Origin of the sequence: Citricoccus sp. K5 (assembly GCF_902506195.1) — a bacterium.
Lineage (GTDB): Bacteria > Actinomycetota > Actinomycetes > Actinomycetales > Micrococcaceae > Citricoccus.
Map to the genome: position 1 here is coordinate 1849673 of NZ_LR732817.1, position 14696 is coordinate 1864368.

12 protein-coding genes and 1 tRNA gene are annotated in these 14696 nt (G+C 69.4%); 7 read left to right on the top strand and 6 right to left on the bottom strand.

Annotation, left to right across the window (positions count from 1 at the left end; genetic code table 11):
• Positions 1-230: 230 nt before the first annotated feature.
• The 3 genes from BOSE125_RS08210 to BOSE125_RS08220 all read right to left on the bottom strand — a co-directional run bounded on the left by BOSE125_RS08210 (position 231) and on the right by BOSE125_RS08220 (position 3093).
• Positions 231-1418, bottom strand: a complete 1188-nt coding sequence (locus BOSE125_RS08210; protein ID WP_159551596.1) for a hypothetical protein — start codon at positions 1416-1418, stop codon at positions 231-233.
• An 11-nt stretch (positions 1419-1429) separates the two neighbouring features.
• Entirely contained in the window at positions 1430-1801 is a 372-nt protein-coding gene (locus BOSE125_RS08215; RefSeq protein ID WP_159551598.1) for a hypothetical protein, read from the bottom strand.
• Between the two features lie 128 nt (positions 1802-1929).
• The gene (locus BOSE125_RS08220) at positions 1930-3093 is read right to left on the bottom strand and encodes a diacylglycerol kinase family protein (RefSeq protein ID WP_159551600.1); all 1164 of its coding nucleotides are present in this window, start codon (positions 3091-3093) and stop codon (positions 1930-1932) included.
• A 263-nt stretch (positions 3094-3356) separates the two neighbouring features.
• On the opposite strand from BOSE125_RS08220, the gene folP reads away from it, so the two are divergent.
• The 5 genes from folP (at position 3357) to BOSE125_RS08245 (ending at position 8575) form a co-directional block, all read left to right on the top strand.
• Entirely contained in the window at positions 3357-4358 is a 1002-nt protein-coding gene (gene folP, locus BOSE125_RS08225) for a dihydropteroate synthase (protein ID WP_159551602.1), read from the top strand.
• Positions 4355-5152, top strand: a complete 798-nt coding sequence (locus BOSE125_RS08230) for a pyrimidine reductase family protein (RefSeq protein WP_159551604.1) — start codon at positions 4355-4357, stop codon at positions 5150-5152. The genes folP and BOSE125_RS08230 overlap by 4 nt, the downstream gene beginning before the upstream one ends.
• Entirely contained in the window at positions 5149-6162 is a 1014-nt protein-coding gene (locus tag BOSE125_RS08235; protein WP_159551606.1) for a J domain-containing protein, read from the top strand. The genes BOSE125_RS08230 and BOSE125_RS08235 overlap by 4 nt, the downstream gene beginning before the upstream one ends.
• A gap of 106 nt (positions 6163-6268) precedes the next feature.
• A complete protein-coding gene (locus tag BOSE125_RS08240) occupies positions 6269-6769 on the top strand; it encodes a tRNA (cytidine(34)-2'-O)-methyltransferase (protein ID WP_159554938.1) in 501 nt (166 codons plus the stop codon).
• 159 nt (positions 6770-6928) lie between these two features.
• Positions 6929-8575 carry an anti-sigma factor domain-containing protein gene (locus BOSE125_RS08245; protein WP_159551608.1) on the top strand — a complete coding sequence of 549 codons (1647 nt, stop codon included), beginning with the start codon at positions 6929-6931 and terminating at the stop codon, positions 8573-8575.
• Positions 8576-8582: 7 nt separating this feature from the next.
• Here BOSE125_RS08245 and BOSE125_RS08250 read toward each other — a convergent pair whose 3' ends face one another.
• Together BOSE125_RS08250 and BOSE125_RS08255 are read right to left on the bottom strand one after the other, a co-directional pair.
• Positions 8583-9473 (bottom strand): PIG-L deacetylase family protein, encoded by an 891-nt coding sequence (locus tag BOSE125_RS08250; RefSeq protein WP_159551610.1) that lies wholly within the window; start codon positions 9471-9473, stop codon positions 8583-8585.
• Between the two features lie 23 nt (positions 9474-9496).
• Entirely contained in the window at positions 9497-11038 is a 1542-nt protein-coding gene (locus tag BOSE125_RS08255) for a S1C family serine protease (protein ID WP_159551612.1), read from the bottom strand.
• 255 nt (positions 11039-11293) lie between these two features.
• On the opposite strand from BOSE125_RS08255, the gene BOSE125_RS08260 reads away from it, so the two are divergent.
• Positions 11294-13414, top strand: a complete 2121-nt coding sequence (locus BOSE125_RS08260) for a TPM domain-containing protein (RefSeq protein WP_236557882.1) — start codon at positions 11294-11296, stop codon at positions 13412-13414.
• Between the two features lie 137 nt (positions 13415-13551).
• The gene (locus tag BOSE125_RS08265; protein WP_159551614.1) at positions 13552-14349 is read left to right on the top strand and encodes a PspA/IM30 family protein; all 798 of its coding nucleotides are present in this window, start codon (positions 13552-13554) and stop codon (positions 14347-14349) included.
• A 179-nt stretch (positions 14350-14528) separates the two neighbouring features.
• On the opposite strand, the gene BOSE125_RS08270 is transcribed toward BOSE125_RS08265, so the two are convergent.
• Positions 14529-14602: transfer RNA gene (locus BOSE125_RS08270), tRNA-Met, on the bottom strand.
• Between the last annotated feature and the right edge of the window lie 94 nt (positions 14603-14696).

Genomic DNA, 14696 nt, shown 5'->3' on the forward strand with positions numbered 1-14696 from the left:
GTGGCTCCCGCCCAGTGCCGAGGAATTGAAGGCAGCCGTGAGAGACGTGATCTGCGTCAGCGAGCGCCCTTGGGGATGTGTCACACGCGCCGTGAACGTCGGCCGGTAGGCCAGATCGGACCGCTCAGGATGCATCAACAGGAACGTCGGTCCCGGAACCTCTATCCACGATCCCGGAGTGTCGAACTCCAGACCTTCCCAGTGGCGATGGCGCCACGATGTCCCTGCCATCAGTCGAACAGCTCTCCCCATTTGCCGGTCACGAGATCGCCCACGAAATCACCGACTTCGCCACCCACTTCCTTGACGGAGTCCGGGGCGGCGTTGTCCCAAAGCCACATGGCCCCGTCGTTGATCTTTTCCTGAACCCCTGAGGCTTCGAGGGCAATGCCCACGAGTGTACCGCCGACGAGTCCGACGACTGCTCCGACGGCTGTGCCGGCCACGGGGACGATCGAGCCGACGGCGGCACCGATCGCCAGGCCTGTCACCGCACCGGTGGCGATGGAAGAGCCGCCGCGAACCAGTGTCTCCTGACCGACCCTGCTCTCCAATTCCTCATCGGAGATGTCGGGGTTCTCCTGAATGACCCGTTCCTCGGCGGCCTCCCGTTCGCTGGCAAACGTGAAGCCGGCTCCCAGGATGGCCAGCGCGCCTCCGCCGATCCGTACGCCACGTGGCTGGGTCAGCCGGTTTCCGTCGGCATCGAGGCCGTTTCCGCTGACCGTGATGGGGCGGTTGAGGTCGGGCTCCGGAAGTTCCACCTTGACGGGCCTTCCGTCCGGGTCCAGCCCCTGGGCCAAGTTTGGGATGCCGCGCAGGAACTCCCGCCGGCTGAAGGTCGGCATCCGGGGCGGTTCGTACTCGTAGTAGATCGTTCCGCCGAGGTCTTTGAAGTACCCGGTTGTGGTGGCACCGGCGCCGTAGGCCGTCCCATACTCGTTGGCGATGGGGATCTCGATCCCGTTCAACGCGCCTACGCAGTCGTCGACATAGCCGTTGTAGTCCTGGACCGTAGTGTTGATGAGTTGATTGATCCGTAACCTCTCCGTTTCGAAGAGGGGATCGTCCTCCGGTAGATCGCCTGGGAAGGAAGCCGCCTCCTGGCGCGCCGTAGTCCGGCGGGTATGCAACCCCTCGATGTCATCGGCCCAGGTGCTCAGTGCAGACTTGACCTCGTCCGTGGCCGTCTTCAGGTTCTCGGCCCGGTCCTTGGGCAGAGAGAACGCCCCCGCCAGGGTGACGGCGTCGCCACCCGACGAGGAGTAGTAATCCGAGATGGACTTCCATTCCGTTCTCGCGTTGACCACTTCGTCGCGGATGGTCGCCCCGGCAGTGCCGACGGAGTCGGCTGCCGTACGGATGGTTGCCGGACTGGGCCATTGGTCGAGCTTGGAGAGGTTCGGGAAATAGGTCATGGTTCAGTTCTTCACAGCTCGTTCAGGTCGACAGAACCGTATTGGTCCCAGTCGAGGTTGTCGTTGGCGGATCCCACGGCATCCTGCGAGATCTCACCACGTTCCCGCATCTCGTCGGATGCCACCAGGTAGGCATTGATGACCTCGCTGGCGGCCACCAGACGTGATTCACACAGCCCCAGGATGTTGTCCTGCGCGGGGGTGGCGATGTTGTCCCGGATCGCCTGCAACGCCGAGACGACCTCGGAGGCTGTATCAGCCGCCGAGATGCCATCGTCCAGAGCGTCCTTGAGGTCAGTGTTGCCCCTGAGTTCCTCAACATGGACGTCCGTGTTGGTGACGATGGCTCCCGCCCCCACTGGATCGATCTCGAATGTTGCCACCGGCACCCTTCTCTCCGCGCTCTGGAGGCCCCTTCGAGGGGACCGTTGCCTACTCTGCCCCGCCGGCCAGCCGACGGGTTGATTTCACTCATCCTAGGAGGGTGCGGAATCACCTGCGATGGGCAGAACTACCCATCCGCCGTCTGGCGTCCTTGCGTCGATGGCATCGGCGAGTGCAGCAGCTCGGTGTCCAGCACGGTCAGCGCCCCGGACACCACAGTCACTGTGGCGGGCAACATCCCCAACGGCTCACCGTCCCCGTGCAGGACCGGATCAGCGCTCCTCCAGGACGGCAGCCCAGGCGGAACCGGATGCTCCACCGCGGTGATGTTCTCGATCCTCACCGAGCTCGCCTCCTGGATCTCCACCTCCGGCAAGTCCGTGTGGTGTCCGGCGAAGACCCTCGGGAAGACCCGCAGGAAACGCACCGGGCTCAGGGGCGTGACGCGGAAGACCTCCAGCACACCGTCGTCGATCCGCGTGCCGGGGGTGACCTCCATGCCGCCTCCGATGAACCGGCCGTTCATCACGGCGAGCAGGAACGTCGGCCCGGCCAGGACCCGGACGTCGTGACCTCCCTGACCGTCCGGCCCATCTCGTCTGTCCGGCCCGTCGAGCCGGGTCCTCAGGTCCAGGGGCCGGAACCGCAGCAGTTCCACCAGCACGGCGGCCACATACCGCAGGCCACCACGGGGCCAGCGCATCTGGTTGGCGGTGGCGTTCACCGCGGCGTCGAAGGCCACGTTCACCCCGGAGACGACATACCGGAACACGCGCTCCGGCGCCGCACCTGCCGCGGGGCGGCCGTCCACGGTCCCGGCGAAGTCCGGCCCTGCTGGCAGCGCCGCCGGCATCGGGTCCAGGTCCACCCGGGCCAGGTCGATGCGTCGCGGCGGCCGGTCCAAGCCAGAGAGGATCCGGTCGACGGCGCCCACCACTCCGGAGTCCGCCAGCCCCAGTGCCCGGGCCAGGTCGTTCCCGGTCCCGGCGGGGACCAGGCCCACCGGTATCCCGGTACCCGCCAGCACGTTCGCCGTGGCGTGCAGCATCCCGTCGCCGCCCACCACCACGACGGCGGCCGGTGCCGCTCCCGCCGCCGTCCGCGCCAGTCGCACGGTGAGGGCTTCGGAGTAGCGCCGGGCGGGTGACGTCCCGTCGTCGCCGGGCACCGCCAGGATCTCGACGTCGGCCCCGCCGCTGCGCAGGCGGGCGGCGGTCTCAGCCCCCGCGTCGGCACCCCGGCCCGCCCCGGAGGCGGGATTGATGCACAGCAGGAGGTGGTGCCGGCTCATGCGCTGGGATCCCGGTGGTGCCACGGCACCGGGTGGCAGTTCGGCGCGATGCCCTCGGACGGATCGAGGACGGCGGGATCGGGTGCATCGGGCCGGGGGCCTGGTCTGCGGCGCATGATCCTCATCGTGCCACCCCGGAACCGGCCTCAGGTCCTCTCGTGACGGCCGGTCTACCCATGCGCCACCGGTATCCTGCCAGAATGGCACGGACGGTTCTCAGCACCGGACCGCGCCGCAACCAGCCACGGAGGAGCACGCCGCCCATGCCCATGGTCGAGCCGGAGTTCAGACACCCGGTCCAGCGCTTCGCGCACCGCACCGTGGACTTCCGCTCGCGCATCCTGCTGATGGCCGTGGTCAACCGCACCCCGGACTCCTTCTACGACGACGGCGCGACCTTCGCCCTGGATGCCGCGGTGGGCGCCGCCCGGCAGGCGGCCGAGGACGGCGCGGACTGGGTCGACGTCGGCGGGGTCCCGTTCTCCCCCGGACCGGAGCTGCCCCCGGCCGAGGAAGCCGAGCGTGTGGCGCCGGTGATCGCCGCCCTGCGGTCCGGCCGCGGTCCCGCCGCCACCGCGATCCTCTCCGCGGACACCTTCCAGCCGCTGGTGGCGGAGCGTGCCATCGCGGCCGGGGCCGACGTCGTCAATGACACCACCGGACTGTTCCACCACGATCTCGGCCGGGTGGTGGCCGCCGGTGGCGCCCACCTGGTGATCACCCATTCCCTCGCCACGCCGCGCACCCCGGTGCCGTCTCCACGCTACGACGATGTGGTGGACGAGATCCGAGAGTACCTGCTGCGGCGGATCGACCTGGCGGTCTCCCTCGGAGTCCCGGAGGACAAGATCATCGTGGACCCGGGCCACGACCTGAACAAGAACACACGGCACTCCCTGGAGATCACCCGGCGCTTCGACGCCTTCACCACCCTCGGATTCCCCGCCCTGGCGGCGGTGTCCAACAAGGACTTCATCGGCGAGACCCTGGACCAGCACAAGTCGGCCCGGCTAGCCGGGTCCCTGGCGGCGGCCCAGGTGTGCGTCCTGAATGGCGCCCGCGTGCTGCGCATGCACCAGGTGCGGCCCTCTGTCTCGGCGATCCGGATGACCGAGGCCATCATGGGTTGGCGCGAGCCACACCGGCTGGAGCACAACATGCACGGACTCAACCGGGACGCTGACCGCTCAGCGGGACCCGGGGACGCCGCCCACTGGGACGGTCTGGACCCAGCCTCCCCCGTGACCGAAGGAGTCAACCCATGAGAGCACTCGTCCACCCCTATCCCTCGGGCCTGCCCAGTCCAACCCTCACCGCGGACCTGACCGACGACGAACTCGTGGCCTTCTATGCCCCGCCCGTCCAGGACCAGCGCCGCGGGGACCTCTCGCGGGACGGGCTGTGGGTGCGCTTCAACTTCGTATCGTCCGCCGATGGCGCGGCCACCGTCCACGGGCGCTCAGACGGTCTCGGAACGCCGGCCGATCAACGACTCTTCGCCCTGCTGCGCCGACCCGCGGACGTCATCCTCGTGGGTGCCGGGACCGTTCGCGCCGAAGGCTACGGCGGCGACCTGGTCTCCGCGGAGGATCGGGCCTGGCGGGAGGCGCGGGGGCTGGTCTCCCACCCTGCTGTCGCCCTGGTGTCGGGATCCCTTGACCTGGACCCGGAGAGCGCCTTCTTCACCGCGGCCCCCGTCCGGCCCCTGCTCCTCACCACCACCGGGGCCGACGCCGGCCGGCGGGCCGCGCTCAGCGAGGTCGCCGACGTCGTGGACTGCGGGACGGACCAGGCTGAGCCGGCCCGGATCCGCGCCGTGCTGGCCGAACGCGGCCATCGGCTCGTGCACTCGGAGGGCGGACCCGCGCTGCTCGGGGCCTTCACCGCCGCCGGGTTGGCCGACGAGCTGTGCCTGTCCCTCTCGCCGTTGCTCGCCGGTGGTGCGGGCGGTCGGATCATCGGAGGCGCGGACCTGGCCAGTCCCTCCGGAATGGACCTGGTGGGCCTGCTCGAGGAGGACGGGGCGTTGTTCCTGCGGTACCGGGTGACGGCACCGTGACTCCCGCCGATTTCGGTGGCCGTTCGGCCTACGAGGTCCTCAGCGTCCCCTTCGATGCGGACACCGCCACCCTCAAGTCGGCCTGGCGGCGTGCGGCCCGCCGCACCCATCCGGACTACGACGGGGACGCAGCGGAGTTCCGGCTGGTCAGCTACGCCTGGGAACTGGTGGGCACCCCTGAGTCCCGGCGCGAGTATGATCGCGGCTTCAGCGCCGGAGGTGGGTCGTCGCGTGGCCGGCCCGGGCCCACCGTTCCACCGCGGTCCGGCGCGGGAACGCCGACCGCCGGGCCGGCGTCGGGCCCCGCCTTCTCCACCCGGTCCGAACGCGACCGGTCTGCGGGCAGGAGCAGTGGAGGTGACCGCAATGGTGCTGGGACCATCACCTATGTGCCGCCGCTGGAGGACGAGATGGTGCTGGACCTGGCCCGCAGCTCCCAGCAGATCCACGGGGCGCCCCGCAAGCGTGGCATCCTGCCGGCCGGCCACCGGCTCGTGCGCGAGGCCCGGACCATCCGGACGCTGCAGAACCATGTGCTCGGATCGCTGCCGGCCAGCCGCCTCGTGACCGGCCTGCACCTGACCTTCGGACGGCTCAACTCGGGTGCCATCGACCACGTGGTGCTGTGTGGGGACCGGCTGGCGGTGATCGGCTCGATGCAGGTCCCCGAGGGGGTCTACCGGTGGGACGGGGCGGAGATGTGGCGCGGCGACCGGCGCCTCTCACCGCCGTCCCTGGCCCCGGCGATGGTTGCCCTCCAGCGGGCCTTCCCGGACTGCAGTGTCGGCGGGTTCATCCTGGTCCTCGGCCCGGACGAGAATCCGCACGCCCCCGTCATCCAGCTGGAGCGCACACGCTCGGTGCTGGACTCGGACGCGGGATTCCTCACGGACCCGCCGGCCAACGCACTGCAGTTCGCCCGCGATGTGAAGATGTTCCTCGGCACCGGCCCGATGTCCGGCACCGTGGACCGCCGCCTCCTGGCCCGGTTGCTCGGAGCCATGTACTGAGCCGTCGAGTACTCGGCCGCACTACTATGGCCGGGTGCCTTCCGACTCCCCCGATCGCGTGCCCCGCCGGGCCGCGACGCCCGACGCCGTTCCGACCAACCCACATCTGGAGGCCCCGAGGGGCCCGGCCCCCGGCACCCCGGGGTTCAGGATCCTCCTGCACTCCCCGGAGATCCCGGGCAACACCGGCAACGTGATCCGGCTGGCGGCCATCACCGGGGCGGAGCTGCACCTGGTGGAACCGGTCGGCTTCGACTTCTCCGACGCCAAGCTCCGCCGCGCGGGCCTGGACTACCACGACCTCGCCGTGATGACCGTGCACCCGGACCTGGACACGGCGTTGGCGGCCCTGTTGCCGGCCCGGGTCTTCGCCTACACATCCGGTGGCGAGTGCCTGTTCACGGACATCGACTACGGTCCCGGTGACGTCCTGATGTTCGGCCGCGAATCCACGGGCCTGCCGGCCGAGGTCCTCAGCGATCCTCGGGTCACCTCCCGTGTGCGGCTGCCGATGCAGCCCTCCCGGCGGTCCTTGAACCTGGCCAACTCCGCCTCGATCGCGATCTACGAGGCCTGGCGCCAGCACGGCTTCGCGGGCTCTGCCTGAGCTGGGGCCACGCCGCGCTGTTTTTCCCTGCCGGCCTTCGCTGATCCCGCTCATTTCCGCTGATTTCCGCTCATCCCCGCTGATCCCCGCATTGCGGACCGGTCACGGTCCGCGTGGCATCAAGGCGGGGTGGCGCAGCGTTCCTATGCTTGAGGCACCATGAAGAAGAACGCTCCCGGTCTCCCCGATCGTCCGACCGTCCCGGAAGACGACCCTGTCCCGTCGGCGACCTCGCCCGCGGCAGCGGACCTCGGCCTCCCCGGCCTCGATGACCTGCTGCGACTGGCCGGCGAGGGCGACCAGGCCTCCTTCTCCGCGTTCTACGATGCCACCGCCCCCTGGGTCTACGGGTTGGCGTGCTCCATCTTCGCCTCCGAGGCCGACGCCGACGAGGCCATGGTGCTGACCTATGTCCGGGTCTGGGACGCCGCCCCGCACGAGCGGTTCGACGATGACTCCGTCCGCGCCCGGCACCGCTCGGTCCTGTGCTGGCTCGAGGTCTTGGCGCACGAGACCATGACGCGGTTGTTGCGCGAGGATGCCCTGCCGGAATACGGAGCGGGGCTGCTGCCGGACGGCGCCGGTGCTGCCGAGGGCGGCCACCGCCAGCCGACCACGGTGCTGTCCGTGCTGACCCCGGCCCAGTTCCAGGCGCTGGACCTGGCCTGGGCCGGGGGCCGGACCTACCGCCAGGTGGCGGAGGAACTCGGGATCGCCGTGCCCACCGTGAAGTCCCGGCTGCGGGACGCCGTCCAGCGCGTCTCCAAGCGTTACCAGGAGAAGTTCCTCGGACGGTCCAGTGAGGACGATCCGGTACTGCACCGCGCAGTCACCCCGGAGATCGCAGCCCGCACCGGCACCACACGCAACTTCACCCTGAACCTGAGCCAGGACCTGGAGAACGGTCTGGCCAAGGAGTGGGCCGACCTGGTGGCCCTCGATGCCGTGGCCGATCCCGAACGCGAGGAACTGGAACGCTTCCTGTCCCGTCAGGGCCCCGAGTTCACGACCTTGTGGCGTGCCCGGATCGAGGGAGCCCGCCGCACCGTCACATGGGCGTTCCGCGGGTTGGCGCACGAACCGCCCTCGGAATTGCTCGACGAGCTGCTGCACCGGTTGCCGGCTCAGGACGTCGGCATGGGGCTCGTGGACGGACTGGGGCCCTCCGAATCTCCGGACCATGGAGGGACGCCCAAGCGCCCCGTGAAGAAGTGGATGCTCGTGGTCGCCGGGCTCCTGATCCTGGTCCTGGGCCTCTGGACCATCGTGCGGCTGATCGTCGGACCGGACATCGTCTCGGCGGTGGACCGCGCCGAGGATTCCTTCACCACCCGGGAGATCGCGCTCACGGACGGCGGTTCCATGCAGGGACACGTCTCCAAGGACCAGGACCTCGCGTACGTGACCTTCGCCGGCATGCCGTCCCCGGGCGAGGGCAACGTGTTCCAGTTGTGGCTGTTCCCCACCGACGGCTCGGCACCGCACAGCCTGGGCACCCACACGCTCGAGGACCTCCAGGACCCGGTCACCTTCCGCGGCGTCGAGCGCTTCCGCGAACTGGTGGTCACCCTGGAGCCGGAGGGCGGCTCGGAGACTCCGACGTCGGCCTCGCTGGGCAACGTCGACCTCGTCCACCAGGTGACACAGGGGCCGATCTACGGCGGTCACCCGAACAGCACCCCGACACCGCCCGAGGAGGGCGAGGGCAGCGACGACGAGGGCGCCGGTGGCGATGAAGGCGACGGTGGCGATGAAGGCGACGGTGGCGACGAAGTCGACGGTGGCGACGAAGTCGACGAGGGCTGACCCTCGCCTAGAACCCGCTGATCGTGGTGGGGTCGTTGACGCCGACCAGCTGGAAGGTCTCCACGAACCGGCGGCGGCCATCGGCGGTGACGGCTGTGGTGGTCGCGGTGGGATGGTCCGGCACGGACACCGACTCGGCAGGAGCGCTGGAGTCCGCCGTTCCAGCGGCGGCCGGTGGGCCCGCTGCGGCGAGCCAGTCCCGGTGCAGCTGCTCCATGCCGTCCAGGACGAAGGCCTCCATCGCCGCCACGTCGGGGTGCTGCGAGGCATGGAAGCGCAGGGCGGCCAGCTTGTCCTGTTCGAACCCGGTCACGTCCACGGCGAGGTTGGACCGGACCGCCGGATGGCAGTACACCATGAGCCATTTCAGATGGAACGCCTCCAGCCCCCGCTCGGCCAGCTCCGGATAGGCGAAGGGATTCTCCACCGCCGGGTAGCTCGCGCGGACGACCGCCTCACCCGCGGCAAGATGGTCCGGATGGGACCGCTGCAGGCGGTCCCAGTCCCGTTCGGGGGACATGGTGAACACGACGTCCGGCCGGTGACGGCGCATCGCCTCCACCACCTTGGCCATCACGGCGTGCGAGGGCTCCAGGTAGCCGTCCCGCTCTCCCAGGTACTCCACGTCCAGCACGCCCAGATGGGCCGCGGCCTCCCTTTGCTCCCGGTGCCGGCGCTCCGTCATGGTGTCCTGGTTCGCGGGCTCAAAGCCGCCCGCGTCCCCGTCCGTCATGACCACATAGGTCACCTCGACGCCGGCCCGCGTCAGCCCGGCGACCGTCGCGGCGGCTCCGAAGTCGAGATCATCGGGATGGGCTCCGAAGGCCAGGACCTTCGTCCAGCCGAGGTCGGCAGCCAGTTCGGCAGGAGTCTTGAGAGGCATCGTCAGCGGCGTCATGACCTCCATGGTGCCCTCTGTCGCTAGTCCTGGTTCGCATCCGAGACGAACGTGACCTCCGCGGACTGGTCCTCGCCGTCCCGGGTGAAGTGCACCGTGGCCGTTTCGCCCTCGGGGTACTCACGCACCACGGCGGTCAGTGACTCGCTGTCCGCGACGGGGCGGTCTCCGACACCGGTGATGACGTCACCCTCCTCGATTCCCGCCTCAGCGGCCGGGGTGTCCGGAACCACCTCGACCACGCGGGCTCCCGCGCTGAATCCTCCGGAGGACAGGGCGTTCTGCTCACTGGTGCCGGCGCCACTGGCCTCGGCACTCGGCTCGGTGCCGGCAGGCGTGGCGGGCTGGGGCGTCACGGAGACGCCGAGGAAGCCGTGGGTGGCCTCCCCGTCCTCGATGAGGTCCTGGGCCACGCGCTGGGCGTAGTCCACGGGGATGGAGAAGCCAACGCCGATGTTGCCGGAGGAATCCGCGCCCGAGGCCCCGGCAGCGGAGGCGATCGCCACGTTGACGCCGATCAGCCGTCCCTGGGCGTCCACGAGTGCGCCGCCCGAGTTCCCGGGGTTGATGGCGGCATCGGTTTGGATGACATTCATGAAGATCGAACCTTGGGCTTGCGGCTGCTGCTCCTCGGGGGCGGGGAACCCCGGGATCTCAAACTCAGGTGCATCCTGGCTGCCGCCCTCCCCGCTGTCCTCGGGCACGGCCGAGGAGGACACGGAGATCGTGCGGTTCAGCTTGGAGACGATCCCGTCCGTGACGGTGCCGGAGAGTCCCAGGGGGGCACCGATGGCGATCGCGGAATCGCCCACATTCAACTCGGAGGACTGCCCCGTCTCGATGGGTGTGAGCCCCTCGGCCTCGATCTTGACGACGGCGAGGTCGGACTCCGGGTCGGTCCCGACGATGCTGGCGGTGTGCACGGCCCCGTCGGCGGTCTGGACGGTGATGTCGGCATCTCCGGTCTGTCCGCCCAGCGTCACCACGTGGGTGTTGGTGAGGATGTGCCCTTCGTTGTCGAGGATGACCCCCGAACCTGACCCGGAGGCCTGATCAGCCGAGACGGAGAGGGTCACCACGGATGGGGCCGCCTTGGCAGCCGCGGCCGTGACGGCGGTGGCATCCTCAGAGCGGTTGATGTCCAGGCCGTGGCCCTGTTCCTGGACGGAGCCTGTGCCGGCCGAGCCGGTGGGGTCATCCGTGGCCGCGTTGACCCCGACTGCCACGCCGCCACCGGCGAGGCCGGCGATGAGCATGCCGGCGACGAGGGCACCGACGCCGACGGTGCGGCGCGTCTTCGCAGGGCCGGCGTCGTGATGAGGTGCCTGATGGGAGGAGTTCGTGGCGGGTGCGCCCGGTTCCGGCGCATCCGTGGCCTGCTCTGAGGCGTCTGTACGGGGCAGGGACTGGGTCTCGTTCCAGCGGGGGTAGGGCTCCCGGCTGGCGGAGAGCGGCTCAGACGACCGAGCGGACGTCGGCGGGGTCTCAGGACGCGGGGGGACGGATGGGGTCCCCTCGTGCTGCCCGCCGGTACCCTCGGTGCCGTTGTGGTCCGCTTCGTTCATGGTCGTCGTCCTTTCCTGCCGGCTCACCCGCGGTGGGAGGTCCGTCGTCGTGGTCGGCCAGGCCGCTCGGGCCGCACCGCACCGTCTATCCTGCCGCTCCATCCTGTCTACCGGGAACGTGTTCGCTGGACGAATCCTGAGTGCATGCTCGACGGTTCGCCGACGGCGCACACGTCTTCATGGCGAACGTCCGGAATCGCCCCATAGACTTCTGCTAGCAGCCACCATCCCACGTGTACCCCTGAAGGGTGATCCATGAAGTCCCAGGCCTATGCGGTCCAACCGCGCCGTCTCTCCCCCGCCGTACTGGCTCTGAGCGCCCTGCTGGCCTCGGGACTGACCATGGCCGGCGGACTGGCCCTCGCCGAGGCGGCCCGGGCTGAGGCGCCGGTGGACATCCCGCCGCGCACGTTCGTGGTCGATGAGGCCGAGGTGTTGACCTCCGCCGAGCAGGACGAGATCACCCAGGCCATCAACCAGCTGCGCTCCGAGGAAGGCCAGAATCTCTACGCGGTGTACGTGAACGAGTTCACCGACGAGGCCGGCCAGCCCATGGATCCTGGCGAATGGGCACTCGAGGTGAGCGAGGGCAATTCGATGGGATCCACCGATTCGCTCCTGGCCGTCTCCGTCGAGGAGGGCGAGTACCGCTACGGCGCCGCCCAGGCCAACAGCATCTACCCACTGCAGAACGAGATCATCGAGGAGTACATCGGCCCGGCCATGCCGGCGGTGGGCGAGGACGACTGGTCCGCCGCCGCGACGGCCGCGATCGCCGGCATACAGGACGCCGCCGACGGTCGGGTCAACGGACCCGACTCCGGCGGCGGTGCCGGCGGCTGGATCGCCGGTGGCGTGGCGGTGGCCGCCCTCGCCGGTGGTGGGTATGCCCTGATGCGCCGCAACAAGTCCAAGGCGGAGCAGCAGGGTCACTCCGCCCGCGGAGCACAGGGGCCGAAGGACCCCCTCGACGAGATGTCCGTGAAGGATCTGCGCACCAAGGCCGGCTCGATGCTCATCGGCGCCGATGACGCGATTCGTTCCTCCGAGCAGGAGGTCGGCTTCGCCTTGGCGTCCTATGGCGAGAAGTCCGTGGAGACCTTCACCCAGGACATCGAGATCGCCAAGGACCACATGCGGGAGTCCTACAAGCTGCAGAATCAGCTGGACGACCACATCCCGGACACCGAGGAACAGCAGCGCGCCTGGCTCAAGGACATCATCGCCCGGTGCCAGGCTGTCAACGAGTCGCTGTCCGCACACACCAAGGAATTCGACGAACTCCGCGACCTGGAGAAGAACGCCGGTGCAGCCCTGGAGTCCCTCAACACCCGCGCCGATCAGGTGGCGGACTCGGTGGCCCAGGCCGAGCAGGGCCTCGTGGACCTGCATACCCGCTACGCGGACGTAGCGCTGGCCGAGGTCAACGACAACGCCACGCAGGCCCGGGAACGCCTCGAATTCGTCCGGGCCGCCGCGGCGAAGGCCGAGGAGTCCCTCACCTCCGACCCATCCACCGCCGTGCTGGCGATCCGGGCCGGTGAGGAGGCCGTCTCCCAGATCTCCACCCTGGTGGAGGCCGTGGCCAAGGCTCGGGGGCACCTGGAGAGCGCCATGGAGAACCTGCAGGCCGGGATCAATCAGTCGACCCAGGACCTCGCCCAGGCCCAGGCCCTCGTGGAGGCTGGCCGACACACCGAGTTGGCGGGGCCGGCGGCCGGTCTGCAGCAGACCCTGTCTCGCGTGAGATCAGAGATCGCCGCAGGTCGGCCGGCCCCCTTCCGACTGTTGCAGTCGTTGGAGCAGGCCCACCGCCAGCTCGACGCACCGCTGTCCGGTATCCGAGACCGCCAGGAGCAGGAGCGCCGGGCTTCCTCCGCGCTCCAGTCCACCATCCGGCAGGCACAGGCTCAGATCGACGGCACCCAGGACTTCATCGCGGCCCGCCGGGGTGCCGTGGGCAGTCAGGCCCGGACCAAGCTGGCCGAGGCGGAGCGGACCCTTCAGGACGCCGTCCGGCTCTCGGGACAGGACCCGGTGACCGCCTTGAATCTGGCGAACCAGTCCAGTTCCCTGGCGGACCGCGCCAGCCAGCTGGCCCAGCAGGACCTCAATCAATGGGGCGGCTACGCCGGCGCCGGTGCCGGCCACGGGGGCCGTGGTGGTTACGGCGGCGGCGGGGGTGGCGGCTTCGGCGCCGGGCTCGGCGGGGCCATCCTCGGCGGCATCCTCATGGGCGGCATCCTCGGCGGAGACAATGACCACGGCGATTGGGGCGGCGGCGGCTTCGGTGGCTTCGGCGGTGGCGGCGGCCTGGGCGGCGGGGACTTCGGCGGCGGCGGTGGCTTCGGCGACTTCGGTGGCGGTAGCTTCTAGGAACGGACACCCGGACGACACGGTCCACAGATTTTCCGGTGCCGCGAGGTGCCGGGCCCAACGCCCGTCAGCGGGACACGGGAGACGGAGCTCCGGAAAACCCCGGGGCCCTCACGGAATGAGCGGAAGGCGACAACGTGGTAAAGCAGTCCATTTTCGGCCGAATTGCAACCCTGGCCAAGGCCAACATCAACACGATGCTGGACAAGGCCGAAGACCCGCAGAAGATGCTGGACCAGATGGTCCGCGACTACACCAACAGCATCTCCGAGGCTGAGGCCGCCGTGGCCCAGACCATCGGCAACCTGCGCATGATCCAGGACGATTACAACGAGGACCTGGACGCCTCCAAGAGCTGGGGCCAGAAGGCCCTGGCCGCCTCCTCCAAGGCTGACCAGTTCCGCACCGCGGGTGACACGGCCTCCGCGGACAAGTTCGACAACTTGGCCAAGGTCGCCATCGAGCGCCAGATGGATTCGGAGAAGTCTGCCAAGGCCGCGGAGCCGACCATCGCCTCGCAGACCGAGATCGTGGCCAAGCTCAAGGACGGCTTGGACAAGATGAACGACAAGCGCCGCCAGCTGGTCTCCAAGCGGGACGAACTGACCGCGCGCGCCAAGTCCGCCCAGGCACAGTCCGCAGTGCACGACGCCGTGAAGTCGATCGACATCATGGACCCCTCCTCCGAGGTCAACCGCTTCGAGGAGAAGGTCCGCCGCGAGGAGGCCCGCGTGCGGGGCCAGAACGAGCTGGCCGCCTCGTCCTTGGACGCCCAGTTCGAGTCCCTCGAGGACCTGGGCGAGCAGACCGAGGTCGAGGCCCGCCTTGCTGCGCTGAAGGCTGGTGGAACCCAGTCCCTCACCGCCGGCAACGCCACGGACACCGGCGAGAACGAGCTGGACTACTCCGAGGGTGCCACCACCCAGTCCAACTGATTCCGGGTTCCGGGCTCCGGGTTCCGGGTTCCGTTCCGGCCTACCGGCCCGAACCACGACGCCGGCCCCTCCCCTTCCCCGTACCCGCCAGGGACAGCGGCTGGAAGGTGAGGGGCCGGCGTCGTCCGCCGGACAGCAGAAAACCCCCGAACCAGTGGTTCGGGGGTTTTCCCTTCTCGTTGCGGGGGCAAGATTTGAACTTGCGACCTCCGGGTTATGAGCCCGGCGAGCTACCGAACTGCTCCACCCCGCGGCGACTCCTATGACTATACGGGGGTCCCTGCCGGAAAGCCAAATCGAGGCCACCGTGATGTCCACCACTGGCCAGTCCCCGTTCATCTTGCCTC